Raw genomic sequence first — 25,800 nt, 5'->3', positions numbered from 1 at the left:
GGCGCTGGCCATGCAGGGGAATTCCATGTACGGCATTCAAACTTCGACCTCCATGCCGCTGACGCGGCCGCAGACTCCGGAAACCCAAGCCGCCGCGCAACGCCCCGACGCGTCCGGCGCCGCCGAGCCGGCGCGCGCGGTCGCGCAAGGGCCATCCGTTCCCGCGCTGGGCGCCGCCAAGATCAAGGCCGACGAGCTGAGCCGGGCCGCGCAGGACGTCCGCCGCAGCGTTCAGAGGCAGGCCTCTTATGAAACCAAGCTGGTGGAACAGCGCTCGCCGTTCTCCGGCGTCGTGCCGCCATCGGCCGAGGCGGCGCTTGCCAAGCGCGCAGCGCTGGCGGGCGAGCTGGACGAGGCCAAGAACGCCCAGACCCTCAGCGCCAGGCTGTTCGAGGGCAGTCTGCAGGGCGTGGCGCAAAGCGCTTACTCGATGAGCGACGAGCAAAAGCAGGCATTGCGTTCGGGCCTGGAAGACGCGTTCGCCGCCGCGCCGCCGCAGGCCCGCTCCGCCGGCGCGCCGATGTTGTACTCGGCAAACGCCGTGGCGGACGACGGCATGTCGGACAGCGAATTGTGGGCGGAGATCAGCAAGGCCATCGGCCAGATCAAGGACAACTACCTGGGCGTATACGAGAACGTCGTTGGTCAGTACACCACTTTCTACAAGGCGTTCAGCGACATTTTGTCGAAAATGGCGAACTGGATCACGCCCGGCGGTGACGGCAACAAGGTCAAGCTTGATGTTGGGGCGCTGAGGAGCGCGCTGGAAGATGACCTGAAAACCAAGTTCTCGCTGCCGAATAAGGAGGCCGTGCTCTTTCCCGTGCAAGCAAAGGGCGCGACTTCGGTTCAGGGCGGCAGCAAGAGCGATGCCGAGAAATGGGCTGCCGAGATGGGCCTGCCTGACTCCTGCGTCAAGCAGTCCGCTGATGGCAAGTGGGTGGTGGTGATCGACATGACGCCGGTCAGCACGATGATCGATAACGTCGGCAAGCTGGGCTCCGGCGTGGTTGAAATGGACAACGCCAAGTTCCAGTCCTGGCAGTCCGGCTTCAAGGCTCAGGAAGAGAACCTGAAAAACACGCTGCAGACGCTGACCCAGAAATACAGCAATGCCAATTCGCTGTTTGACAACCTGGTCAAGGTTTTGAGCAGCACCATCAGCAGCTGTCTGGAAACCGCCAAGTCCTTTCTGCAGATTTGACACCTGATTGGGAGCAAGCGATATGACTATTACCGCTTCATTGTCGCGCGCTGCGTCTTGTCCGGACCTGAGCGCGCTTCATGCCGGCGCCGGCTCGCCGCGCACCGGACTGGCCCGGCAGCTGAGCGCCGCCGAAGGTCGCGCCGGCATGCCGGCGACGCGCGCGCTGTCAGACGGCGATCTGGCCGGCTACCAGGCCGGCTTCGCCAACCGCAGCCTGGATGCGCTGTTCGCCAATATCGGCCGCGCCGACGCGCTGCGCGATGTGTACCACGGCTCGACCAATGTCTATGCCAAGCTGGAAGTCGCCGAATTCGCCAAAGTCTATCATCAGTTGTCGCGGCAAGCAGGCCTGAGCACTGAGGCGCGCGGCGTGCTGGACGGGCAGGCGCGCCGGTACGCGGAACAGATACTGAAGGACGGTCTGGGAGAGCGTTCCGCCTTCGGCCCATGGACGCCGAAAAACGCCAAAGGCTATCGGTTGCGCAGCGGGCTGGAGCGTCAGCTGGCGCAGTTCGCCGCCAAGCATCTGGCGGGGGACGCCGCGCGGCTGGGCGACGCTATGATGCGCGACGAGGTTATGCCTTTCGTTCGACAGTATCTGGAGCATCAACTGGGCGGGCAACTGAACGAGGAGATGCTGAGCCAGTTATGCGGCGTGTTCGACCGCGCGGCCTTCCAGGCTTTTGAAGCGCTGCGCGCCGCGCGCGGCCAGTTGCAGGATTTGCATGGCCTGGGGGTCGGCAAGCTGGCGCGCGATCTGGATACCGTGGCGGTGCTGCCTTTGCTGTTGCGCAATGTGCTGGCGCAGCTGCAGCCGCCTGCGGCGGAGGCGCGGGCTGAACCGCCGCCGACCGCCGCGCCAGGCGCAGACAACGGTTCGACGCCGCCAACTGCCGGCGTCACCATCAATATCGGCGACATTCATATCGACAACAGCCGGCATATCGACAACAGCCGGCATATCGCCCACCATCATGGCGGCAGGCGGCGCGGGGGTGACAGCCCGACGTCGCTGGCGGTGTCGTTGCGGCTGCGCCATCTTCAGGGCCGTGCGGCGCAGCCGGCCGATCTCGGCCGCGATCCCGCCGCTGGACGCAGCGGCGCCCGGCCTGCCGGCGAAGAGGCCGCGCCACGCCGTGAAATGGACATCGGCGGGCGACGCGCCAGCGTCTCGACGCAGACCCCAGCCGACGCCGAGCCGCGGGGCCGGGCAGATGACGGCGCGGGTGTAGGCGCCGGGGCCGGCCCGGCGCTGGCCGCGCAAGAGCCCATATCTGGCCGGACGGCCTTGCCGTTCGCGGTATGGCGCAGCTACTACCCGGAGACGGTGCTGCGCTCTGCCGGTTTTCATCTGAACGGCGACGCCCATCCGGCTGCGCGGGCGCTGATCACCGACCTGCGAAATGCGCTGCGGCTGAACGGCGGAGAGCTGGCATCAATGCCGGAGCAGGCCGCGCTTATAGCGGTGCGCGACAGTTTTCTGCGCGAGGCTCCGGCGCGGGACGGCGTGCCGCAACCTTATCAGCGCCCTCTGGACGAGGGACAGTGGACGACGCTGCACAACGCGCTGGACGCCCATGCGCAACGCGATCAACTGCGAGGCCAAGTGCAAAAGCTGGCGCGGCTGACCAATCTAGCCGCCGGCGACTGGCAACCGGATAGTGTGGTGGCGCGCTTGCTGGACTGGGCGCGGCCGGCGCAGAGCGTGTCGCCAGCGGCGCCGCAACCGCAGCGTGCATCAGCTGCTGCTGCGGCATCGCTGGTATCGGCGGCGCCGGTTGACGGCTTCGCCGATATCGAGCTGAGCCGAGCGCCATTGCGCAATCTACCCACTGCGGCCTATCTGCGCAGCCAGCGGTTCGTCGATCAGCCGCGCATAGCCGGCGAGTTGCTGTTGGGTGCGCTGCGCGACGCTTTGCAGGCCGACCCGGCGACGCCGGCGGCGCGACGGATCGCTTTCGAGAAGAGCCGCGACGCATTGTTGCCGAGTTTCGGCCGGGTGCCGGTGCTGGAGGCGTTCGCCGGTGGCCGGGCAGAGAAGCTGGAGCCGGAACTGGAGCGTCTTCTCCCGGTGATAGCGCGCCATCCGCAGCGCCAGGCATTGGCTGGCTTCGCACGCCAGATGGTCCGCGAAACCGCGTTGTTGCGCGGCAGCGCGCCCAATCCGCTGCTGACCCGGCTTTTTGGCGCGCTGGGGCTGGATGCTGCGGAGGAGGCCGGACGCCGAACGCCGCAGACGGCGTCGTCCGACGTCATCCTTACTGTCGATGGCCAGCACGTGAACGCCGCCGCGGCCAGGGAGCGCGTAGATGCGAAGCGGCATTGACGCGCGGGTCAGGGCGGTGATCGGCGCCTGCCTGGCCGCCGACGCCGCCCGCATCCAGCCGTCGGCGCGGCTGGTGGACGAGCTGTACGCCGATTCGCTGGAGCTGCTGGACATGGTGATGGCGCTGAACGACGAGTTTGGCATCGACATCGGCGTCGACGACATCGCGGCCATCCGCACGGTGGCGGATGTGCAGGCGGCGGTGGCGCGCCAACTGGCGGCGGCCGCTTAGTCCAGCGCGCGACGCAGCGCGTCCCGGAGAGCTTGCAGGTCGTGGTCCGGCGGCGGCGGCCGGCGCAGCAGGGACTCGAAGCGGCGGGCGGCGGCGGCCAGTTCCTCGCGGCCTGCCGCCAGCGCGGCGCCGCGCAGGCGGTGGGCGTGGTGGATGGCCAGTTGCCAGTCGCGCTCGCGCAGGGCTTGTTCCAACTGGCTGGCGTCGTCGGCGCAACTGGAGCGGAACACCTGCTCCAGTTGGTTGGCCGGCGGTGGCGCGGCAGGTTCGCTGGGTTTGGCGGGCCGGTGGTCCAGCCATAGCGTCAGGATCTGCTCCAATTGCTCCAGCCGCAAAGGCTTGGACAAACAGCTGTCCATGCCGCTGTCCAGGCAGCGTTGCTGGTGCTCGATGCCGGTCGTGGCGGAAATGGCCACGATGGGCAGGTGGGGCTGCAATTGCAGCGCCGGATGGCGACGCAGCCGTTGCGCCAGCTCGTAGCCGTTGACGCCGGGCAGATTGCAATCCAGCAGCACCATGGAGAAGCACTGCCCCTGGTCCAGCAGCGCCAGCGCAGCGGCGGCGTCCTCCGCCATCACGGCAAGGTAGCCCAGTTCTTGCAGCTGCTGGGCAATGACGAAGCGGTTGGCCGGCTGGTCTTCCACCACCAGGATCGGCGCATGCCCAGGTTCCGGCCGCGATGGCCCTACGGAGGATTCGCCCTCGATATGGCTTGCCTGAGGCGGCACACTGCGCACCGGCAGCCGCAGGGTCATGGTTGTGCCGAGGCCCGGCAGGCTGGACAGCGCAATGCTGCCGGCCATCAGTTCCACTAGTTGGCGGCAAATGGCCAGCCCCAGACCGGAGCCGCCATAGCGGCGAGTGGTGTCGTCCGCCTGGGAGAAGGCCGAGAACAGCCGGCTTTGCTGCTCCGGCGCAATGCCGATGCCGGTATCTTGCACCGTGATCAGAAGAACGCCGTTTTCCTGGTCGGCCAGCTGCAGATCCACCCGCAGCAGCACCTCGCCCTGATGGGTGAATTTCACTGCATTGCTCAGCAGATTGCTGAGGATTTGCCTTATCCGCACCGGGTCCAGCATGACTTGATGGTTGTCCAGTCCCGCCAGTTGCACGTTCAGCCGCAAGCCCTTTTTTTCCGCGCAGGTCCGGTAGATGGCCGCCACGCCGGCGGCCAGGGCCTCCATGTCTGTGGGCACCGGCTCCAGAGCCAGCCGCTGGGCGTCCAGCTTCGATATGTCCAGCACATTGTCCAGCAATTCCAACAGATTGACCGCCGAGGCGTTGGCCAGCGCCGCCAGCTCTTGTTCGCGCGGCGGCAGCGCGGCGCGGCGCAGCAGCTCCACCGAGGCCAGGATGGCATTCATCGGCGTGCGGATTTCGTGGCTCATCATCGCCAGGAATAGCGATTTTTCCGCCTCGCTGCGTTGAGCCGCCCGCTGGGCGGCTCGCGCGCGCTGCGCCAGCAGCACCAGTGCCAGCAGGCCGATGCCCAGCGCGGTGAGCTCGAAAGCGTAATAACGGGCGATGGAGCGCCATGACGGCATGCCGTAGTCTGTGGTCCGCAGCCAGGTGTAGAGGATGGCGTCGGTGTCTTCAGCGGTGAGTTGCGCCAGCGATTTGTTGATGATGTCGCGCAGCATCGGTTGGCGCAGGTTGACCGCCATCGACACCAGACGCGGCATCTCGCTGACGCTGCCGGCGATATGCAGCGTGCCGTAATAGCGGCGCTGGATTACTGCCTGCAAGGTGGCGTCCAGGCCGACTGCGGCATAGGCGCGGTTTTCCGCTACCGCGTCCAGCGCCGCCAGCGGCGTGGCGGCCGGCACGATATGTATGTCGGGATAGTACTGACGCAGGAAGTACTCGTAGGGATCGCCTTGCTCAACCGCGACAGTCTTGCCGTTAAGTTTGGCGGGATCGAATACGATGGGCTTGTCCGCCCGGGTGACCAGCAGGGTGCTGCCGGAAAAATAGGGGTCGGTAAACAGCATCTGCTGATTGAACGGCGCAGGAATCAGCTTGGGCGAGGTGGCGGTGAGCAGGTCCAACCGGCCTTGCAGCATCATCGTCATCGCCTGGAAGCGGTTTTGCACCGGCACCAATTGGAAGCGGATGCCGCTGATGTCTGCTATCCGCTGCAGATACTCCTGGGTCAGGCCCTTGTGCTCGTCTTGCTCAAGGTATTCGATCGGCCAGCCGTGCGGGTCTATCGCGTAGCGCACCACTGGCTGGCGGGACAGCCAGGCGCGTTCCGGCGCATTGAAGGTGCTGGCCATGCTCTGGCTGTGACCGAGCAGCAGGACCAGGGCCAGCAGGGCCGCCAGGAGCGGGCCTCCGTTGCGCAGCCTCGATGCCGGCTTCATTTGTCCTCCAGCCGGTGTTGCAGTTGGAACAGTTCGTTGTCGCGCCGCAGGCCGAGTTTTTTCAGCGCCGACTGCTTCTGGTTGCTGATGGTCTTGATGCTGCGCGAGAACTTGGCCGCGATGTCGCTCACCGACAAGCCGTGCAGACAGCAGCGCAACACTTCGCGTTCGCGCGGCGACAGGTCGGGATGGTCGAGCAAGGTGGGACTGGGGCCGTGCGGCGGAGGTTCCGGTTTGTCCTGTCTGGCCTGCAGCGCTTGCGACATCTCCGCGCTGAGGTAGTCGCGGCCTGCGGCCAGCGCGCGGATGGCTGCCACCAACTCGTCCAGTCCCTGCTCCTTGCCGATGAAGCCATGGGCGCCGCCGCGCAAGGCCAACGCGACGGTGGCGGGAGTGTAATAAGCGGACATCACCAGAAGGCGCAGCGGTGGAAAGCGTATCCGCAGCGCCCGGATCAGATTGATGCCATCGATGTCGTCGGGGCGCAGCGTGTAATCAATCACCACTACATCGGCGCGGTCTCCTTGCTCGTTGGCCAGGGCTTGGATCAACTGGCTGCTGGCCGTGAAACTGCCGGTAATCTGCAGATCTGGCACGCCAGCCAGATGGCTGGCCAGGCCATGCAGGATCATCAGATGATCGTCCAGCAGTGCGATGCGGATGGGATGGAGGGACTGGCCTGTGACAGATTTGCTATTGGACATGTTTTTTTCCCCACGGATGCTCGCCGCAGGGGCCGGCATGGCCGGCCCTGCCGTTCCATTGTTGATTATGCATGCTGCCGAGTGAAAGCGCGGCATGGCTGTTTTTGTCATGGCGAGTGCGCGGCTAGCGCTTTCCCCTCAGTCGATTCTACTCGGCGCGGCCGCGAAACCACAGGATGCTGGAGGAGCTTCGAGCATTTTATGCATTTGATTTTTATTTATTTTTAATCAAATGCCAATGGCTTTTTGTTTCATGTTGGGGCATGGTTTGTTGGCAATGCCAAGCCGTCGAAGTCGAAAATCACCGGCAGCGAGGTGCGCAACGCCGCGATCGCGGCGTGCAAACGCTTGGGGAGACGAATCTGGAAACGCTGGAGCGGCTATCACCGCCGCAGTCTGGCGGAAACGAAGATGCACGGTTTCAAGCGACCGTGTAGCCGAGTGATGGCGCGCACCTTTGATCGACAGGTGGCGGAACTGCAAGTGCGCGCGGCGTTTTTGAACCATTTTACCGCTCTGGGCCGCCCGAAGACCGTGGCGGTGGCAGCGATGAACTGAATTCGCTCTGGACAAGGAGACGCACGTTCTTGGGCGGGGTTATGCAACAAAGCCCCTCGGATAGAGGGCATCGATTGGCTATTAAGCGGAAACCGTCATTTTGAAAGGAAGGAGTGCTTGAGTTGCAATCGATTGTCTGACAGTGTTTTTGTACCTAAATAAAAGGACAGGTGTGTGGCGCTGTCGTGGGTCTCCGAGGAGGCTCTAGCTGCCCGCATGCCAGAGCAAAGCCTGACCAAAAGGGGACCATAAAGCCGTGCGCACGCCGGCGGCGTTCAGCGCGTTGCGCGTCCATTGATTGCAGGTCATCAATGGGTTGTAGTTGCCGTTGGCCTGATAAAAGGCGTCATTGCCGTCATAGTGGTAATCCTTGAGCCACAAAGGTTTTCCGTCGGCGTCGATGGGCATGCTTTGGGAAATGAAATCCACCAGCTTTGCGTATTGGCCCGGGGTGAGCAGCATTTTGCGCGTATTGGCGCTTTCGCTGGGTTGGGGCTGATATTCCACGTGTAGCACGCTGTCGTCTGAAGCCAGCGCCGCCAGGGCTTTGCCTGGCGTCAGGTCGGCCCAGGTCTGCGTTTGCAGAAAGAAGGTGCGGCTGCCCCAGCCTATGGCGATGTAAGGAGAGGCCGCAAAGCGGTCGGCGCGAAGAATCTGCCGCGGCGGAAACCGCGCGCTCCAGTCCATCTGGCTGTTTCGCATAGGCAGCACCAGGCCGGTATGCACGCCGTTGCTGTCCAGGTAAATGGGGATGCCCGCAGCTGGCGCTTGCCAGTCGCGGTTGGCTGGCAGCAGGCCGAGCGCCAGCGCGGCCTGCAGGTAGGCCGCAGGCATGGCCAACAGGCCTGTCAGAGCGAGAGGTGCCAGGAATCGGAGGCGGCTTGCGGGGCGTGGATGCTCTTGGCTCATGGTTCCGCGAAGGGAAGATGGATGGCGGATGATCGCACTCCTCCCCGGTGGCGACAAGGCAGCGCAATCCGCGCCATAACAAAACACCCCGCGGGGCGGGGTGTCGGGTGGCTCAATGGTGGTCGTGCCTATAGGCGAAGACCGGCAGCTGCCATTCGCGCCATAACGCGGTCAGGCGCAGGGCCAGGCCAAAAGCGAAGCTGGCGGCGATATTGTAGTCGTGCGGCACGTTCAGCAGATTCAGGCCCAGATAGAGCATGGCCACCAGCAGCGACACGCTGGCGTACAACTCGCGGCGGAACACGATGGGCACGCGGTTGCACAGCACGTCGCGCAGGATGCCGCCGGCGATGCCGGTGATCATGCCAGCCATCACCACGATCACCGGATGGTAGTGCATGCCTAGCGCCACATCGCAGCCGATGATGGTGAAGGCCACCAGGCCCAATGCGTCCAGCACCAGAAACAGCCGGTTCAGGTGGCGCATGAAGCGGGCGGCCAGCACTGCGGCGATGCCGCCGGCCACTACCAGCAGCACGTATTCCGGATGTTGGGTCCAGCCTATCGGGTAGCGGCCCAGCACGATGTCGCGCACGGTGCCACCGCCGAGGGCTGTGAGGAAGGCGATGACGGTCACACCAAAAATATCCATATTGCGGCGGCCGGCGGCCAGGGCGCCGGTCATCGCTTCGGCGGTGATGGCGATGAGATAGATCAGGGTCAGCATGATTTCACACGATTGCGGCAGTTGCGCGCCGGAGGGGCCGGCAGACGGGGAAGCGGGAACGGAACGAGTGCAGGGCGCCGGAAAACGTCGGGCGCGCCGCTGGATGAAGAGCGGGACAAGGCAGACTCCTGGGTGGATTCCGGGCTACGGAACAGCCTCTCCCCTTGTCCTTTTACCTGAGAGTTGCATGGCCTTTGGCCACTTGCCCCTTCGGTGGGCTGCTCGCGGCAGCCTCTCTCCAATCGGCTTGAATCAATGAAACACTGCGGTACGGCTTGCCTGAGCGATTATGGGAGCTTGCGTCTTCGGCGGGGGCGTGGCCCCTCTCTCCCGCAGAGAGTCACTATATTAGCTTTTGCTATTGGAATAGTCAACGGCAGCACCGGGGCGCGTTTGCGCCCCGGCTGTGCTCGGTCAGGATTTGGCTTGCGGTTTGGCGCGGGGACTTGTCTTGCCGGTTTTGGCCGGCGCGGCCTCTCCCGGCACCTGGCCATTGGCCTTGGCCGGCGCTTTTCGCGCGCTGGCCGGCTTGGCCGCGACAACTGGCTTGGCTTCCTCCGACTTCACCGCGGCTTGGGCTGTCGGTCTGTTTTCCGGCGCGGTTTTCGCGGTCTGACGCGTGGCGGCAGGTTTGCCGGATTTGGGCTTGACCGCTGGAGCGGAGGTGGTTGCGGGTTTTGCCGATGGCTTGGCGGCAGCGGGTTTGGGCAATAGCTGGATCGCAGGCGCGGCGGGCGGTTCGGCCCTGGCTTGCCCGTTGATTTCCAACTGCAACACTTGCGCTACTTCGTCCAGCCGTGCCTGATGTTCCGGAGGTATGGCGCCGCGCAATGACAGCAGGTCGCGCGCCAGCATCCACGCCTGATGGCGGCGGTGCGGGTCAGGTAGCAGCAGGGTCAAGCCCTGCAGCGCGCGCGGCGCATCCAGTCGCACCAAGAATATCTGGTGGCGGACGATGTCCTTGAGCTGCATCAGCGTCAGCGGGTATTCGTGGCGCACGTCGCGCATCACGCGGCGGATGGCGTTGAACGGCCGCTCATCCACCACGCCCATGCCGATGCTGACGTACAGCAGCAGCCGGACGAAGCCGTCGGCCAGCGTGCCCTGCTCAAAGCTGGGGTCCAGCGCCTCGCGCTTCAGGCGCGCTAGCTCGCGGCTTTCCCAGGCCAGCACGTGCTTGCGCGGCTCGCTGGCTGGCCGCACGCCGACCAGGGTAGCCAGCTGCGGCGACTCGTAGACGGCGCGGAACAGTTGCTCCTGGGTGGCATCGCGCAGGTCGCGGTATTGGTCCAGCGACTGGGCGATGAAATGGGAGAGCTGCTCCTGCCATTGCCACAGCGGGTTGCTTTCCGCCACTGGCCGGCGTTGTTCGCGCACTTGGGCGGCGAGGCCGGGCAGCCACCACAGCCAGGGATTCTTCGGAGAGATCAGCGTGCGTTCCAGCCGGGCCGGGTGGAGCTCGCGCAGCAGGCGGGCGCTGGCTTCGTTGCCGATGGCGCGCAGCGCGGGGGAGAGGTAGCGGTCGTACACGCCCTGGTTGATCTCCGACACCCGCTTCACCACCTCGAAGGCGCGTTCGTCGTCGCGGCCGTCGTCCAGTGCCAGGATGTCGGGCACGTCGCGCGCTTCGAAGCGGATGATGTAGCGACCTTCTATGTATTCCTGGCCGGGCGCGTCCGGCGCGATGTCTTCGATGATGGCTTCATACAGGCCGGGGGCCAGCACGTCTATCAGGTCCAGCGCGCTGGCGAATTCGCTGTGTTCCTTGTTGGCGATGCCGGCGGACACGAAGATGCCCAGGTGTCCCACCTTGCTGTGCAGTGCGTAGACGATGGTCTGTTCGTTGTCGCGGATGTCCTCGACGCTGTCGTAGAGGTCGGCGATCCAGTTCAGCGCCTGTTGCGGCGGGGTGATGTTGTCGCCCCAGGAGGCGAACACCACGATGGGCGAGCGGATGTTGCGCATGTCCACCCGCACCTTGCCATCATGGCTGGCGATCTTGCCGTGGACCAGATCGTTGCCGACGAACAGTTTCTGGGCGATCCACTCCATCTCTACCTTGTTGAGCAGGTAATGGCCGCCCCACCAGCGCTCGAAGTCCAGATAGCGTTGCGGTTCGGTATCCACCTTGGAGTAAAGGTTGTAAGACTTCTTCCACAGGGTGTTGGCCGGGTCCAGTTTTTCGAAGTTGTTGACCAGGTGGGCCCCGTCGAAGTGGCCGTTGCCCAGATCGCCGGCCAGCGACGCGGTCCAGGTGCCGCCGTTCAGCCCGCCGGCGTAGCGCATCGGATTTTTGCCGCGGACGCCGGCCCAGTAGGACAGCGGCGATCCGGCCAGCAGGATGGGGCCCACCAGTTCCGGCGCCACCGCGGCCAGCATCGCCAGCGCCCAGCCGCCCTGGCAGTTGCCAATGACGAAGGGTTTGCCGTCGGAGTCGGGGTGCAGCTCGTTGACACGCTTGAGGAAGGCGCCTTCGGCCTTGCTGACGCTTTCTATGGTCTGGCCGGGCTCGGGCTGTGGGAAGAACATCACGAAGTAGCAGGGGTGGCCTTGTTGCAGCGCGATGCCGATTTCGCTGTCCATTTTGAAGCCGCCTATGCCCGGGCCGTGGCCGGCGCGCGGGTCTATCACCACGAAGGGACGCAGGGCCGGGTTGGTGGGCGGGCAACTGGGCGGCGGCGCGATGGCCGCCAGCGCGTAATTGGCCGGATCGGGCAGTTCGCGCCCGTCCTGGATGATCTTGTGGTCGAACACCAGCACCGGCGGCTTGCCGCTCTCACAGTGTTCCAGGTAAGTGGCGCCGCGCTGGTAGAGCACGTCCCAGTACAGGATGCCGCGCTGGCAGGCGTCCAGCCAGTAATCAAACAGCGGTTGTGCGAACGGGGGAGTCCCGCCTTGAACTGCAGTAGCTGACCACATTGCAACCCCTTGCTTTGGAAAAGATGGAGACAGGCGTGGCGGCCGATGACAAGGCCATGGACGCCACTGTACTCGCTTGATGCTGCAATGCAATAAAAGCGGATGGTCTGAGCCTGGTCTGTGGCGCGCAGCCATCAATTTGTTGCGGCGCAAACAGGAGTTCGAGTCGCTGCGGCCGTTTCCAGTTCCTTGACCATCACCACGCTGGCGTAGGCTTTGTCCGGCCATTGCAGCGGGGCCTCGACGCGGTAGCCGCGCTTGCCGTAGCGCTCCACCAGATGGGACGCGGGTTTGGCGGTGTCCAGGCGGATGCGCAGATAGCCCTGGCTGCGGGCCCAGGCTTCGGCGGCGTCCATCAGCAGGGAGCCCAGGCCGCAGCCTTGCCAGACGGGATCGACGCCGAACTGCATCAGCACCGCGCCATCCGGCTGGCGGAATTGCGGGCAGGGCGAGGCCGGCAGCGGATGATGCACCGTGATGGTGCCGGCCAGCGCATTCCCGCGCCATGCCAGCAGGCAGTGGCCGCCGGCGATGCGGCGGCGGGTCACGGCCACGCTCTGGTCCACCGCGGTGTAGCGCAGGCCCATTGAGGCCAGCTGAGCGTAGGCGCGGTGCAGCAGCGCGGTCAGTTGTTCCAGGGAGTCGGTTTCGGCCAGCGGGCGCAGCGTGAACATGTTTTCAACCATCCGGTGCGGGAAACCGGGGGTGAAGCAATTGTCATGCCGGGCGAATGTCGCTGCGCCCCCAGTCGCCGGCAATCTCTTCGCTGATCAATTCCTGGCTGATGAAGTCGATGAAGGCGCGCACCGCCGGCGACAGGCCGCGGCGGGTGGGAAAGGCGGCGTGCAGGATGCCCCAGGGAAAATCGTATTGCGGCAGGATGTGGCGCAGCTTGCCGTCAGCCAGCGCCTGATGACAGACATTGCGCGGCAGAGCGGTGATGCCCAGTCCGGCGATGGCGGCCTCCAGCAGCACGATCATGTCGTCGGTCATCAGCCTGGGCGTGTCGATGTGTATGGTGTAGCTTTGGCCGACATTGTCCAGCAGCATCCACTGGCCGCGGCTGTCGGGCCGGCTCATGGTCAGCGCCGGCAATGCGGCCAGCCGCTCCGGGGTTTGCGGTTCGCCATGCTGTTCGATGAAGGAGGGGCTGGCGACCAGGATCACCCGGCTCTTACCCAGCCGCCGCACCACCAGGCTGGCGCTGTCCTCGATCACATTGCGCACCCGGATCGCCACGTCCACGCCTTCCTCGATCAGGTCCACCCTGCGGTTGGTGGAGTCCAGCGCAATGCGCACCTGCGGGTAACGCGCCAGGAAACGCGGCACTGCCGCGCTCAGCATGGTTTTGGACAATAGCTCGGGGCAACTGACGCGGATCAGGCCGCGCGGTTCGGCGCTGCTTTGCAGCACGGTCTCGTTGGCGGCTTCGGCTTCCGCCAGCATTGCCTGGCAGTGCTGATAGTACTGGCTGCCGATTTCGGTCAGGGCCAGCCGGCGGGTGGTCCGCTGCAGCAGGCGCACGCCCAGCCGGTGTTCCAGTTCGGCCACCCGCCGCGACAAGCGCGATTTGGGAATGCCCAGCACCCGGCCGGCGGCCATGAAGCCGCCGTGCTCGACCACCTTGGCGAAATACAACAGGTCGTTCAAGTCTTGCATTTTATTGTCCCGCTGGTAGAACAATGTTTCCAATTTTAGTAGTCTATTCGGAATTGTTGCACCTGCCTATCATGCAGTCATTCCCCCCTGACATTGAAAGACTGCCAAATGAAACTGCTCCATCTCGATTCCAGCATCCTGGCCGACAATTCCGTTACCCGCGAGCTGTCCGCCGTCGTCGCCAATACGCTGCGCCAGCGCCACGCCGATGTTGAAACCACCTACCGTGACCTCGCCGCCAACCCCATTGCCCACCTGTCCGGCGAGATCGTCGGCGCGCGCTTCGTCGCCGAGGCGGACTGGACCGCGACGCAGCGCAGCGAAAGCGCGCTGAACGATCAGTTGATCGAAGAATTCATCGCCGCCGACGTGCTGATAATCGGCGCACCGATGTACAACTTCTCCATTCCTTCGCAGCTGAAGAGCTGGATCGACCGCGTAGCGGTAGCCGGCCGCACCTTCAAATACAGCGAAAACGGCCCGGTGGGCCTGGTGCCGAACAAGAAGGTGGTGCTGGTTTCGGGCCGCGGCGGCGTGCACAGCGGCGAGCAGGGCAGTTTGATGGATTTTCAGGAGGACTTTCTGGTGAAGGTGCTGGGCTTCCTGGGCGTGATCGATGTGGAAATCGTCCGCGCCGAAGCCATCGGCATGGGGCCGGACAAGCGCGCCACCTCGATCCACCTGGCCAAGGAAGCCATCGCCAAGCTGGCGCTGTGATTCCGGCTGGAGGAAAACGCCAAAGCCCCGCAAAAGTCCGGGGCTTTTCCATGTCGGCCCGATCTTAGTCCAGCGGCAGCCTGAGGGCATGCTCGACGCTGGTTTCGCTCAGGTGGCGGCGCATGATCGCCCGCAACGAGCCATCATGGTACATGCGGATGATTTCGTCGTTCCAGCGCGCGGCCGCCTCCTGGCTGAAGCGCGCCTTGCTCAGCGCGAGGCCGCCTGAGATGGTTTCCGTATCCGGAAAGAAGTCGTGCACGGTGACCTGCTGGCTGGCCTGATGGCTTTGCAGCCAGGGGTCGTAGCTGACCGGATGGCCGAAGGCGGCGGTGACTACGCCGCTGCACACCATCTTGTACAGATCGTCCTCGTTTTCCGCCATCACCACTTTGTGCTGCTGCACCAAGTCTTCCAGCAGTTTATCCTGGGCCGGGCTGTGGCGGTAGCCGCGTATCATGCCCCAGCGCAGATTGGGCAGCTGCAGCAGCTCGGGCAGCGAGGATGCCTGCACGCCGCGATGCAGCAGCACCATGTTCTTGCTGTGGTGGTAGGTGAGCAGCCACAGGTAGCGTTTGCGTTCCGGCGTGATCAGCGTCGAGGTGCCGATGTCGGCCTGGCCGATTTCCAGCAGCTTCAGCACCCGCGGGCGGGGGTAGTCGCTCTCGTTCTGGATGGGGCAATTCAGCCGCCGCGCCAGCTCGTGGATGATTTCCGGATCGTAGCCCTTGCCTTTGTGGTAGGCCACGCCGAAGTCGTAATAGGCGATGACCAGCGGCCCTTGCGGGCATGCGGCGTTGGGGGCGGCCCATGCGGTGGGCAGCATCAGCAACAACGCGCAGCCTGCTAGCCATTTCATGTTTCGCTCCGTGGCGCCGGACAGCCTGGTCCGGCGGATCAATTAATGGGCAGCCGCATCATCTGCTTGGCGGCGCCTTCGTTGAGGAAGCGTTGCATGATGGCGTACAGGCTGCCGTCCTGGTACATCTTCACCAGTTCCTGATGCCATTTCTCCGCCGCCTCCTGGCTGAAGCGGCTTTTGCTCAGCGCGAGGCCGCTGGCGACCATGTCGGCCTCGGGAAACAGGTCGAGTATGGTGATCTGCCGGGCGGCCAGAGGGTCGCGCAGCCAGCGGCCGTAGCTGAGCGGCTGGGCAAAGGCGGCGGTGACTACGCCGCTGCTCAGCATCTTGTAAAGATCGTCTTCGTCCTCGGCAATCACCACCTTGTGCTGCGCGGCCAGGTCGGCCAGCAGCTTGTCCTGGGCCGGGCCGTGGCGGTAGCCTCGAATGGCGCCCCAGCGCAGAGCCGGATCCGCGCGGAGGTCGGCCAGCGTGCGCGCCTGGGTGGCGTGGTACAGCAGCACCAGATTCTTGGTGTGATTGTAAGGATATATCCAGGCATAAGCCTTGCGCTCGGGGGTGGCGATGGTGGACGGGCCGACATCCAGCAGGCCGTTCTCCAGCATCTTCAAGGCCCGCAGGCGGGGAAGCTCCATTTCGCTGCCTATCTGGCAGTGCAGACGCTGCGCCAGTTCGTGCACCAGATCCACGTCATAGCCTTTGCCGTCGCGATAGGCGGCGCCGATCTTGTAGTAGCCGACCCTGAGCGGGCCGTTGGGGCAGGCCGGGTTGGCTGCGGCCGGGTTGGCTGCGGCCAGGTTGGCCGTCGGCGTCAGCAGCAGGCAGGCCAGCCAGGCGGCGCGGAATCGCAAGAGGCGATTCGGGGGGGCTATGGTAACGCGCATGGACTTTCCCGGACGAGATCATCGTTTCACTATAGCCAAGGCTGCCGCGCTGTTTGATTGCGCTGCGTGGTGTCAGGTGTGGATTTGCCGGGAGGGAAGCGAGAGGTCTGTCGGCCATCTGTCGCGGCAGGCCACCGGCCCGGTTTGAACCGGGCCGGGGTGGCGCTTACAGCTTGATCAGCGTGCTTTTCAGCTCGCTGTATTTTTCCAGCGCGTGCAGCGATTTGTCGCGGCCGTTGCCGGACTGCTTGTAGCCGCCGAAGGGGAAGTTCATGTCGCCGCCTTCGTCGTAGCAATTCACCCACACCGTGCCGGCGCGCAGCCGGCGCGAGATCTGGTGGGCGGTGCTGACGTTGGCGGTCCATACCGCCGCCGCCAAGCCGTATTCGCTGTCGTTGGCGATGCGGATGGCGTCTTCCACGTCGTCGAAGGTGATCACCGACAGCACCGGTCCGAAAATTTCTTCGCGGCAGATGGCGAGATCGGGGCGCGGGCAGTCGAATACCGTCGGCTCGATGAACAGGCCCTTGTCGGCGTGCGCGGCCTTACCGCCCAGCAGCAGGTTGGCGCCTTCGCTCAGGCCCTTGTCGATGTAGCCCAGCACTTTCTTGTATTGGATGCCGTCGACGATGGCGCCCATGCTGGTGGCCGGGTCCAGCGGGTCGCCCGGGTAGTAGCTGGAGGCGGCTTTTTGCAGTTCCGTGAGGAAACGGTCCTTGATGGCGCTGTGCACCAGCACGCGGGAACCGGCGGTGCAGACTTCGCCCATATTGTAGAAGATGGCGCCGGCCGCGCTGCGCGCCGCGTGCTCCAGATCCGGGCAGTCCGGCAGGATGATGTTCGGCGACTTGCCGCCCAGCTCAAGCCATACCCGCTTCAGATTGGACTGGGCGGCATAGCCGGCGATCAGCTTGCCCACCGCGGTGGAGCCGGTGAAAGCCACGCAGTCCACGCCCATGTGCAGCGCCAGCGCCTTGCCGACTTCGCCGGGGCCGGGCAGCACCTGGAAGATGCCGTCGGGAATGCCGGCTGCCTTGGCCAGCGCGGCCACGCGGATGGCGGTGAGCGGCGATTTCTCCGAGGGCTTGACGATGACGGCGTTGCCGGCCGCCAGCGCCGGGCCGAACTTCCAACTGGCCATCAGGATGGGGAAGTTCCACGGCACCACCGCGGCCACCACGCCCACCGGCTCGCGCGTCACCAGGCCGACGAGCTTGGGATCGACCGGCGCCACTTCGCCGCCAACCTTGTCTATCGCCTCGGCATACCATTCCACGCAATAGGCTGAGGCGGGAACGTCCACGCTGGTGGTGTCGCCGATCGGCTTGCCGGCGTCCAGCGTTTCCAGCAGCGCCAATTCGTCGGCGTGTTCGCGGATCAGCGCGGCGAAGCGCTTGAGGATGCCGCCGCGCTTGAGCGGCGCGAGGCCGGACCAGACGCCGGAATCGAAAGCCCGGCGCGCGGCCTTGACCGCGGCGTTGACGTCGGCTTCGCCGCTATGGGCGATATCGGCCAGTTTGGCGCCGGTGGCCGGGTTGACGCAATCGAAGCGGCGCTCGTCGGCGGCATGCCGATAGGCGCCGTCGATGAAGGCGCGGCCTTCTATTTTCAGTTCTGCAGCAAGTTGTTTCCAGTCGGCATGCGTACTGCGGGACATGGCTTACTCCTCTTGATGTGGATACTGCTTGCGGTTACAGCGGCTGAGTCCAGCCGGAAATCAGGCAGCATGGGGGCTGCAAAGTTCGATCAGCGCGCCGTCGGGGCTGCGCAGGTAGGAAACCACCTGTCCCCACGGTTTTTGCGCCGGAGCCGCCAGTTCTTGCGCGCCGCATTCCAGCGCGCGCCGGTGGGCGGCTTCCACCTGGTCGGTGACCAGGCCGATTTCCATTCCCAGGGGCTGGGCGGTGTCGCTGGCGCGCACATGGCCGGCGGGGAGGTTCATCGCGGCCAGCTCGTGGCTGGCGAAGGACAGCGTGGTGTCGCCGGTGTCCAGTTCGCCGTACATGCCGGACTCGTGCAGGAACTTCTGCCTGAGGCCAAAGGCTTGTGCGAAGAAGCGCAGCGAGGCGGCGACATCGGGAACGTAGACGATGGTGTAGCCCAGTTTCATTGTCATCTCCGGAGTGGGGCGGATTCAGAATGTCGGCGGCGAGCTGGCGCTGACCATCTCGCAGATGTCGTCGCCGACGTTGCGGAAACGGTGCGGCAGCTTGCTGTCGAAGTAGTAGGCGTCGCCCGGGCCCAGCACCCGGCTTTCGTTGCCTACCGTCACCTCTATGCTGCCGCGGATGATGACACCGCCTTCCTGGCCCTCGTGCACCAGCATGTCGGGGCCGGTGTCGGCGCCGGGCTGGTAGCGTTCGCGCAGGATGGCGATGTCGCGCTTGTCGTGGCCGGTGCCCACCAGCATCAGATTGATTTCCGCGTTGCCCAGATTGGGCAGTTCGTCCGCCTGGTAGAACACCCGCGGCTGCTGCGGCGCGGCGTCGAAGGTGAAGAATTCCGCCAGCGTGATGGGCAGGCCTTCCAGCACTTTCTTCAGCGAACTGACCGAAGGGCTGACGCGGTTCTGCTCGATCAGCGAGATGGTGCCGTTGGTGACGCCTGCGCGCTTGGCCAGCTCTCTTTGCGACAAGCCAAACCGGGTTCTGACCATTCTCAACCTAGCGCCGACGTCCATGCTTGCTGCTCCATCAATATGTTAATAATTTTAGACATTTGAGGCATTGTACCGCGAGCGGGAGTCAATCTGCTTGCTGCGTCGCAAAATCGAATATCTTTGCAACGGTCAGGGTTTATAGTCAGAATCAGCTTGAAGGAGCAAGCGCAATGTGAATTTTCTTAAACGCATGTTGTTTGCTTGCCCATGAACAAAACTAGATGGAGGCGACTATGTTGATTGGCGTTCCGAAGGAGATCAAGAACCACGAGTACCGAGTGGGTCTGACGCCGTCCGGTGTGCGCGAGCTGGTGGCGAACGGACACAAGGTGCTGGTGCAGACCCAGGCCGGACTGGCGATCGGCTTCACCGACGAGCAGTACATCCAGGCCGGGGCGTCCATCGCCTCCAATGCGGAGGAAGTGTTCGAGCGCGCCGAGATGATAGTCAAGGTGAAGGAGCCGCAGCCGGTGGAGTGCCGGCTGTTGCGGCCGGGCCAGGTGCTGTTCACCTATCTGCATCTGGCGCCGGACCCGGAGCAGACCAAGCTGCTGGTCGAGTCCGATTCCATCGCCATCGCCTACGAAACCGTCACCGACGAGCGAGGTGGCCTGCCGCTGTTGGCGCCGATGTCGGAAGTGGCCGGCCGGATGGCGATCCAGGCCGGCGCCCACGCGCTGGAGAAGGCGCAGGGCGGCCGCGGCGTGCTGCTGGGCGGCGTGCCGGGCGTGGCTCCGTCCAAGGTGGTGGTGATAGGCGGCGGCGTGGTGGGCTTGAACGCGGCGCGAATGGCGATGGGCGCCGGCGCCGACGTCACCATCCTGGACAAGTCGCTGACCCGCCTCAAGGAAATAGACATGGTGTTCGGCGGGCGGATCAAGACCTTGATGTCCAACAGCGCCAATATCGACGACAGCATCCGCGTGGCCGACCTGGTGATAGGCGCGGTGCTGATCCCCGGCGCCGCCGCGCCCAAGCTGGTGACCCGTGCGATGCTCAAGAGCATGAAGCCGGGCGCGGTGCTGGTCGACGTGGCGATAGACCAGGGCGGCTGTTTCGAGACCAGCCGCGCCACCACCCACCAGGACCCGATCTACACGGTGGACGGCATCGTCCACTACTGCGTGGCCAATATGCCGGGCGGTGTGGCGCGCACCTCCACTCAGGCGCTGACCAACGCCACGCTGCCATACATGCTGGAGCTGGCCAACAAGGGCTGGCGCCAGGCCCTGCTGGACAACGCCCATCTGCGCAACGGTCTGAACATCTGCCGCGGCCGCGTCACCCACCAGGCGGTGGCGAAAGACCTCGTCTATCCCTATGTCGATCCCATCGAGGCCATCAAGGCCGCCAGCTGAAAGAGGAGCGCAGCACACCATGCAGCAAGCGATCATCGGCATTCCCTGCGACGTGAAAATGATAGGCCGGCTGCCGTTCCATGCGGTGGGCGACAAGTACATCGCCGCCGCGGCCGGCGGCGCCGGCGGCCTGCCGCTGCTGATCCCGTCGCTGGGCGACGAGAAGCTGCTGCGCGCCACGGTGGCGATGCTGGACGGCGTGCTGCTGCCCGGCTCGCCATCCAATGTCGAGCCGCATCACTATGGTGGCCCGGCCAGCCGGCAGGGCACGCTGCACGATCCGCAGCGCGACGCGACGACGTTGCCGCTGATCCGGCTGCTGCTGGAGGAGGGCGTGCCGCTGCTGGGCATTTGCCGCGGTTTCCAGGAGATCAACGTGGCGCTGGGGGGCGAGCTGCACCAGCACGTGCAGGAAGAGCCGGGCCTCAATGACCACCGCGAGGCGGAAAGCGACGACGTGGTCGAGATGTACGCGCCGTCGCACGCGGTCAGTTTTGTCGAGGGCGGCCTGCTGGCCGGCTGGACCGGCCAGCGCGGCGCGCAGGTTAACTCGCTGCACCAGCAGGGCATCAAGCGGCTGGGGCCCTGTCTGCAGGCGGAAGCGCATGCGGACGATGGCTTAGTTGAGGCTTACCGGATTAGGGACGCCAAGGGTTTCGCCTTCGCAGTGCAGTGGCACCCGGAATGGCGCTATTGGGAAAACCCGCTGTCGCAGGCGATCTTCCGCGCCTTCGGCGACGCCTGCCGCGCCAGGAGGGCTGTCCGGACGAGATAGGCGGGGCCCGCGCGCCGGCCGGTGAACCCGGCGCGTTTTTTGATGACTCATAAAGTGACACCTCCCGATCCAGAGCCGTATCCAGCGGCCGGGGAGTCAACAGAGGAAGCGTTATGAATCACCAGATCAACGAGTGGTTGAGAGAGCATCGCATTACCGAAGTGGAGTGCATCGTGCCTGACATGACCGGCGTGGCGCGCGGCAAGATCGTCCCCAAGGACAAGTTTGTGTCCGACCCGGAAATGCGCCTGCCGGAGGCGGTGCTGATCCAGACCGTAACCGGCGACTACCCGGACGACAGCCTGCTGGACCTGACCGACCCCGACATGGTGCTGGAGCCGGATCCCAACACCCTGCGCTACGTGCCGTGGGCGGTGGACCCCACCGCGCAACTGATCTACGACTGCTGCCGCGCCGACGGCAGCCCGGTGGACGTGGCGCCGCGCAATGTGCTCAAGCGGGTGCTGCGCCTGTTCGACGAAATGGGCCTGGAGCCGGTGCTGGCGCCGGAAATGGAGTTCTACCTGCTGTCGCCGAATCCGGACCCGGACATCCCGCTGGCTGCGCCGGTGGGGCGCACTGGCCGCGCCGAGTTTGGCCGCCGCTCCTACTCCATCGACGCGGTCAACGAGTTCGACCCGCTGTTCGAGGACATCTACGACTACTGCCACGCGCAAAACCTGGAAGTGGACACGCTGATCCACGAGATCGGCACCGCGCAGATGGAGATCAACTTCCTGCACGGCAATCCGCTGGAACTGGCCGACCAGGTGTTTCTGTTCAAGCGCACCGTGCGCGAGGCGGCGTTCCGCCACAATATGTACGCCACCTTCATGGCCAAGCCGATGGAAAACGAGCCCGGCAGCGCCATGCACCTCCACCAGAGCCTGGTCGACAAGAACACCGGCCGCAATGTGTTCACCAACGAGGACGGCAGCCCGTCCGAGATTTTCTTCGGCTTCATCGCCGGCCTGCAGAAATACATTCCGCAGACCATGCCGCTGTTCGCTCCTTATGTGAACTCATTCCGTCGTTTGTCTCGCTATACCGCGGCGCCGACCAACGTCGAATGGGGTTACGACAACCGCACCGTCGGCTTGCGCGTGCCGCACTCGTCTCCCGCCGCGCGCCGCATCGAAAACCGCGTGCCCGGCGTCGACGTCAATCCTTATATCGCGATGGCCGCCACGCTGGCTTGCGGCTACCTGGGCATGGTGAACAAGCTCAAGCCCAGCGAACCGAGGCAGACCGACGCCTACGAGCTGCCTTACCAGTTTCCCAACAGCTCGGAAGAGTCGCTGCAGCGGCTGGCCGGCTGCACGGAGATCGCCGAGGTGCTGGGGCCGCGCTTCGTCAGCATGTACGTGGCGATGAAGGAAAAGGAGTTCGCCGAGTATTTCCGCGTGATCAGCCCGTGGGAGCGCAAGTTCCTGCTGCTGCACGTCTAGTGCGCAAAGGGTCCGCGCGCGGTTAGAATTGCCGCAACAGACAGGACATTCGAATAAATCGACGCCGCAGGCGCAGGAGAGGCGGGCCAGGGGTCCGCCTTGTCGGAGAAAACTGGAAGGAAGTGTTATGCAGAAGCAACGTACCACCAGCCAATGGCGTGAACTGGATGCCGCCCACCATCTGCATCCGTTTACCGATACCGCATCGCTGAACCAGCAGGGCGCGCGCGTGATGACGCGCGGCGAGGGGGTGTACCTGTGGGACTCCGAGGGCAACAAGATCATCGACGGCATGGCCGGCCTGTGGTGTGTCAATGTCGGCTACGGTCGCAAGGACTTCGCCGAAGTGGCGCGCCGCCAAATGGAAGAGCTGCCCTTCTACAATACTTTCTTCAAGACCACCCATCCGGCGGTGGTGGAGCTGTCCAGCCTGCTGTCCGAAGTGACGCCGGCGGGTTTCGAGCGCGTGTTCTACACCAACTCCGGCTCGGAGTCGGTGGACACCATGATACGGATGGTGCGCCGCTACTGGGATGTGAAGGGCCAGCCGCAGAAGAAGACGCTGATCGGCCGCTGGAACGGTTACCATGGCTCCACCATAGGCGGCGCCTCGCTGGGTGGCATGAAATACATGCATGAACAGGGCGATCTGCCGATTCCCGGCATGGCCCACATCGAGCAGCCGTGGTGGTACAAGCACGGCAAGGACATGACGCCGGAAGAGTTCGGCCTGGTGGCGGCGCGCTGGCTGGAAGAGAAAATCCTGGAAATCGGCGCCGACAAGGTGGCGGCGTTTGTCGGTGAACCCATCCAGGGCGCCGGCGGCGTGATCATCCCGCCGGCCAGCTACTGGCCGGAGATCGAGCGCATCTGCCGCAAATACGACGTGCTGATCGTGGCGGACGAAGTGATCTGCGGCTTCGGTCGTACCGGAGAATGGTTCGGCCATCAAGGGCTGGGCTTCACGCCGGACATCTTCACCGCCGCCAAGGGCCTGTCCTCCGGCTATTTGCCGATAGGCGCGGTGTTCATCGGCCAGCGCGTGGCCGACGGGCTGATAGAAGGCGGCGACTTCAACCACGGCTTCACCTATTCCGGCCACCCGGTGTGCGCGGCGGTGGCGCACGCCAATGTGCTGGCGCTGCGCGACGAGGGCATCGTGGCCCGGGTCAAGGACGACATCGGACCCTATATGCAAAAGCGCTGGCGCGAAACCTTCAGCCAGTTCGAACATGTGGACGACGTGCGCGGCGTCGGCCTGATCCAGGCCTTCACGCTGGTGAAGAACAAGGCCACCCGCGAGCTGTTCCCCGATTTCGGCGAGATCGGCACCCTGTGCCGCGACATCTTCTTCCGCAACAACCTGATCATGCGCGCCTGCGGCGACCACATCGTGTCGGCGCCGCCCTTGGTGATCAGTAAGGCGGAAGTGGATGAGATGCTAGGGGTGGCGGCGCGCTGTCTGACCGAGTTCGAGCAGACCATCAAGGCGCGCGGGCTGGTGTAAAGCGGCTATGCTGGCTGAGGAGGTGGTAATTTTGTCTCCTCAGCAAGTTTTACAGCTGATGAAGCGGGTTGGTACAATTCCACCCGCTTTTTCTATTATTTCTATAATGAATTGCAAAAAGGCATGCTGTAATACAAGCAACGGCATAGGGCAACATCAAAACAGGACTTGACGCATGTTCGTCGGAATCGGTTATCTCATCATCCTAGGCTCGGTGCTAGGGGGCTTCATCGCAGCAGGGGGCCATGTCGCCGCACTGATGCAACCGTTGGAAGTGGTGATGATCGCGGGCGCCGCCATCGGCGCCTTTGTCGTCGCCAACGGCGGCGCGCCGCTCAAGGCCACCCTCAAGGCGATGCCGTCTGTATTCAAGGGCAGCCCTTACGGCAAGGCCTTCTATATGGACCTGTTCTCGCTTCTGTTTGAAATTCTGACCAAAGTGCGCAAGGAAGGCCTGATGTCGATCGAGGCCGATGTCGAAAATCCCGACGCCAGCCCGGTCTTTACCAAATACCCCAGTGTCATGCGCGATCACCATGTGGTGGAGTTCATTTGCGATTATCTGCGGCTGATGGTCGGCGGCAACCTCAACGCCTTCGAGATCGAAAACCTGATGGACGTGGAAATCGAAACCCACCATCACGAGGGCGAGGTGCCGGTCAGCGCGGTGAAGGGGCTGGCCGACGGCCTGCCCGCTTTCGGTATCGTGGCCGCGGTGATGGGTGTGGTGCATACCATGGAGTCGGTGGGCGCGCCGCCGTCGGAGCTGGGCATGCTGATCGCCCACGCGCTGGTGGGCACCTTCCTCGGTATCTTGCTGGCCTACGGCTTTGTCGGCCCGCTGGGCACCATTCTGGAGCACAAGCTGGGCGAGGGCACCCGCGTTTACCAGACCATCAAGGTGACCTTGCTGGCCAGCCTCAACGGCTATGCGCCGCAAGTGGCGGTGGAGTTCGGCCGCAAGGCGCTGTCGTCGCTGGAACGGCCTTCGTTCAAGGAACTGGAAGACCACGTCAAGCAGGCGAAGAAATAAGGCGGGCGGGAGATCACCATGGCTGACGAATCGCAACGACCCATTATCGTCAAACGCATCAAGAAGGGCGGTCACGGCCACCATGGAGGCGCCTGGAAGATCGCCTATGCCGACTTCGTGACCGCGATGATGGCTTTCTTCCTGCTGATGTGGTTGCTGGGTTCGGCATCGGCGGGAACCTTGAACGGCATTTCCGAGTACTTCAAGACGCCGCTGAAAGTGGCGTTGAGCGGCGGCGCCGGCGCCGGCGACGCCACCTCCGTGGTCAAGGGTGGCGGCAACGACCTGACCAAGCAGGCCGGCCAGGTCAACAAGGCCGGGGCGCGCAAGGAGGACATCATGAAAAAGCAGCAGGAGCAGGCCAAGCTTGACCAGCTGCAGCAGAAAATCCAGCAGAACATCGAGCACAGCGAGCTGCTGAACCAGTACAAGAACCAGCTCAAGCTGGAAATGACGCCGGAAGGCTTGAAGATCCAGATCGTGGACGAGCAGAACCGTCCGATGTTCGATTCCGGCAGCTCGCGCATGCTGCCGCATACCCGGGTGCTGCTGCAGCAGCTGGCGCCCGATCTCAACCAGCTGCCCAACCGCATCAGCATTTCCGGCCACACCGACGCCAAGCCCTTCGCCGGCGGCCAGGGCGGCTACAGCAACTGGGAGCTGTCGGCCGACCGCGCCAACACCGCCCGTCGCGAGTTGATCGCCGGCGGCTTGAGCGAGAGCAAGATTCTGCGGGTGGTGGGGCTGTCGTCGGCCAATCCACTGATCAAGAGTGATGTATTCAGCCCGGAAAATCGCCGCATCACCATCCTGGTGCTGAACAAGGACGCCGAGCTGTCCATCCTCAACGATGGTTTCAAGCCGCAGATGAATCAGGACGTGATCGGCGGCCCGGGCAGCGGCGGCGGCCAGGACGCGGCCCCGCCGCAAGCGGCTGGGAATCCTTGACGGCG

The 25,800-nt window shown here is 64.3% G+C and carries 22 protein-coding genes, 1 pseudogene and 2 riboswitches; of the genes and pseudogenes, 11 read left to right on the top strand and 12 right to left on the bottom strand.

Going from position 1 to position 25,800, the window contains the following annotated elements; all coding sequences use genetic code 11:
• The first annotated feature begins 25 nt into the window (after positions 1–25).
• The 3 genes from sctA to BI347_RS19950 are packed head-to-tail and all read left to right on the top strand — an operon-like array spanning position 26 to position 3,765.
• Positions 26–1,204: a type III secretion system needle tip protein SctA gene (gene sctA, locus BI347_RS19960; RefSeq protein ID WP_071113126.1), complete on the top strand. Its 1,179-nt coding sequence runs from the start codon at positions 26–28 to the stop codon at positions 1,202–1,204.
• 22 nt (positions 1,205–1,226) lie between these two features.
• The gene (locus BI347_RS19955; RefSeq protein ID WP_083339074.1) at positions 1,227–3,533 is read left to right on the top strand and encodes a hypothetical protein; all 2,307 of its coding nucleotides are present in this window, start codon (positions 1,227–1,229) and stop codon (positions 3,531–3,533) included.
• Complete coding sequence (locus BI347_RS19950) at positions 3,517–3,765, top strand: acyl carrier protein (RefSeq protein ID WP_071116868.1); 249 nt, start codon at positions 3,517–3,519, stop codon at positions 3,763–3,765. Before BI347_RS19955 ends, BI347_RS19950 begins: the two co-directional genes overlap by 17 nt.
• Here BI347_RS19950 and BI347_RS19945 read toward each other — a convergent pair.
• Together BI347_RS19945 and BI347_RS19940 are read right to left on the bottom strand one after the other, a co-directional pair.
• On the bottom strand, positions 3,762–6,128 hold the full coding sequence (locus BI347_RS19945; protein ID WP_083339073.1) for an ATP-binding protein: 2,367 nt from the start codon (positions 6,126–6,128) through the stop codon (positions 3,762–3,764). The genes BI347_RS19950 and BI347_RS19945 overlap by 4 nt on opposite strands.
• Entirely contained in the window at positions 6,125–6,832 is a 708-nt protein-coding gene (locus tag BI347_RS19940) for a response regulator transcription factor (protein ID WP_071116867.1), read from the bottom strand. Before BI347_RS19940 ends, BI347_RS19945 begins: the two co-directional genes overlap by 4 nt.
• A gap of 312 nt (positions 6,833–7,144) precedes the next feature.
• Between BI347_RS19940 and BI347_RS23070 the strand changes: the two are divergent.
• Positions 7,145–7,390, top strand: a pseudogene (locus BI347_RS23070) (IS5/IS1182 family transposase); the annotation flags it as partial.
• 204 nt (positions 7,391–7,594) lie between these two features.
• Here the strand turns inward: BI347_RS23070 and BI347_RS19930 are convergent.
• The 5 genes from BI347_RS19930 to BI347_RS19910 form a co-directional block, all read right to left on the bottom strand.
• Positions 7,595–8,356 carry a TIGR02117 family protein gene (locus BI347_RS19930; protein ID WP_139167271.1) on the bottom strand — a complete coding sequence of 254 codons (762 nt, stop codon included), beginning with the start codon at positions 8,354–8,356 and terminating at the stop codon, positions 7,595–7,597.
• A gap of 55 nt (positions 8,357–8,411) precedes the next feature.
• Positions 8,412–9,026, bottom strand: coding sequence for a trimeric intracellular cation channel family protein (locus tag BI347_RS19925; RefSeq protein ID WP_071113839.1), 615 nt, complete (start codon positions 9,024–9,026; stop codon positions 8,412–8,414).
• Between the two features lie 154 nt (positions 9,027–9,180).
• Positions 9,181–9,278, bottom strand: a riboswitch (glycine riboswitch).
• Positions 9,279–9,282: 4 nt separating this feature from the next.
• Positions 9,283–9,369: riboswitch (glycine riboswitch) on the bottom strand.
• 71 nt (positions 9,370–9,440) lie between these two features.
• Positions 9,441–11,945, bottom strand: a complete 2,505-nt coding sequence (locus tag BI347_RS19920) for a DUF3141 domain-containing protein (protein ID WP_071116864.1) — start codon at positions 11,943–11,945, stop codon at positions 9,441–9,443.
• 134 nt (positions 11,946–12,079) lie between these two features.
• Positions 12,080–12,619, bottom strand: a complete 540-nt coding sequence (locus tag BI347_RS19915; RefSeq protein ID WP_071116863.1) for a GNAT family N-acetyltransferase — start codon at positions 12,617–12,619, stop codon at positions 12,080–12,082.
• A 43-nt stretch (positions 12,620–12,662) separates the two neighbouring features.
• On the bottom strand, positions 12,663–13,604 hold the full coding sequence (locus tag BI347_RS19910; RefSeq protein ID WP_071116920.1) for a LysR substrate-binding domain-containing protein: 942 nt from the start codon (positions 13,602–13,604) through the stop codon (positions 12,663–12,665).
• Positions 13,605–13,712: 108 nt separating this feature from the next.
• Between BI347_RS19910 and BI347_RS19905 the strand changes: the two genes are divergently transcribed.
• Positions 13,713–14,321, top strand: coding sequence for an FMN-dependent NADH-azoreductase (locus BI347_RS19905; protein WP_071116862.1), 609 nt, complete (start codon positions 13,713–13,715; stop codon positions 14,319–14,321).
• A gap of 64 nt (positions 14,322–14,385) precedes the next feature.
• Here the strand turns inward: BI347_RS19905 and BI347_RS19900 are convergent, their stop codons facing one another.
• From BI347_RS19900 to BI347_RS19880, 5 genes are all read right to left on the bottom strand, one after another.
• Positions 14,386–15,180, bottom strand: coding sequence for a substrate-binding periplasmic protein (locus BI347_RS19900; RefSeq protein ID WP_083339080.1), 795 nt, complete (start codon positions 15,178–15,180; stop codon positions 14,386–14,388).
• A gap of 38 nt (positions 15,181–15,218) precedes the next feature.
• Positions 15,219–16,067, bottom strand: coding sequence for a substrate-binding periplasmic protein (locus tag BI347_RS19895; protein WP_083339071.1), 849 nt, complete (start codon positions 16,065–16,067; stop codon positions 15,219–15,221).
• Between the two features lie 166 nt (positions 16,068–16,233).
• Positions 16,234–17,724: an aldehyde dehydrogenase gene (locus BI347_RS19890; RefSeq protein ID WP_071116859.1), complete on the bottom strand. Its 1,491-nt coding sequence runs from the start codon at positions 17,722–17,724 to the stop codon at positions 16,234–16,236.
• 60 nt (positions 17,725–17,784) lie between these two features.
• Positions 17,785–18,177, bottom strand: a complete 393-nt coding sequence (locus BI347_RS19885; RefSeq protein WP_071112174.1) for a VOC family protein — start codon at positions 18,175–18,177, stop codon at positions 17,785–17,787.
• Between the two features lie 24 nt (positions 18,178–18,201).
• Positions 18,202–18,747: a cupin domain-containing protein gene (locus BI347_RS19880; protein ID WP_071112175.1), complete on the bottom strand. Its 546-nt coding sequence runs from the start codon at positions 18,745–18,747 to the stop codon at positions 18,202–18,204.
• Between the two features lie 212 nt (positions 18,748–18,959).
• Here BI347_RS19880 and ald point away from each other — a divergent pair, with 212 nt between their 5' ends.
• From ald to motB, 6 genes are all read left to right on the top strand, one after another.
• Positions 18,960–20,084 (top strand): alanine dehydrogenase, encoded by a 1,125-nt coding sequence (gene ald / locus BI347_RS19875; RefSeq protein ID WP_071116858.1) that lies wholly within the window; start codon positions 18,960–18,962, stop codon positions 20,082–20,084.
• Positions 20,085–20,103: 19 nt separating this feature from the next.
• Complete coding sequence (locus BI347_RS19870; protein WP_071112177.1) at positions 20,104–20,859, top strand: gamma-glutamyl-gamma-aminobutyrate hydrolase family protein; 756 nt, start codon at positions 20,104–20,106, stop codon at positions 20,857–20,859.
• 113 nt (positions 20,860–20,972) lie between these two features.
• Complete coding sequence (locus BI347_RS19865) at positions 20,973–22,307, top strand: glutamine synthetase family protein (RefSeq protein ID WP_071116857.1); 1,335 nt, start codon at positions 20,973–20,975, stop codon at positions 22,305–22,307.
• 127 nt (positions 22,308–22,434) lie between these two features.
• Positions 22,435–23,814 carry an aspartate aminotransferase family protein gene (locus BI347_RS19860; protein WP_071116856.1) on the top strand — a complete coding sequence of 460 codons (1,380 nt, stop codon included), beginning with the start codon at positions 22,435–22,437 and terminating at the stop codon, positions 23,812–23,814.
• Positions 23,815–23,989: 175 nt separating this feature from the next.
• The gene (motA, locus tag BI347_RS19855; RefSeq protein ID WP_071116855.1) at positions 23,990–24,847 is read left to right on the top strand and encodes a flagellar motor stator protein MotA; all 858 of its coding nucleotides are present in this window, start codon (positions 23,990–23,992) and stop codon (positions 24,845–24,847) included.
• A gap of 18 nt (positions 24,848–24,865) precedes the next feature.
• The gene (motB, locus tag BI347_RS19850; RefSeq protein ID WP_071116854.1) at positions 24,866–25,795 is read left to right on the top strand and encodes a flagellar motor protein MotB; all 930 of its coding nucleotides are present in this window, start codon (positions 24,866–24,868) and stop codon (positions 25,793–25,795) included.
• Positions 25,796–25,800 lie beyond the last annotated feature (5 nt).

The sequence above is a fragment of the Chromobacterium sphagni genome (assembly GCF_001855575.1).
In the GTDB taxonomy this organism is placed as follows: Bacteria; Pseudomonadota; Gammaproteobacteria; order Burkholderiales; family Chromobacteriaceae; genus Chromobacterium; species Chromobacterium sphagni.
The sequence above is the reverse complement of the archived record's forward strand: the minus strand, read 5'-3'. Positions and strand labels throughout refer to the sequence as shown.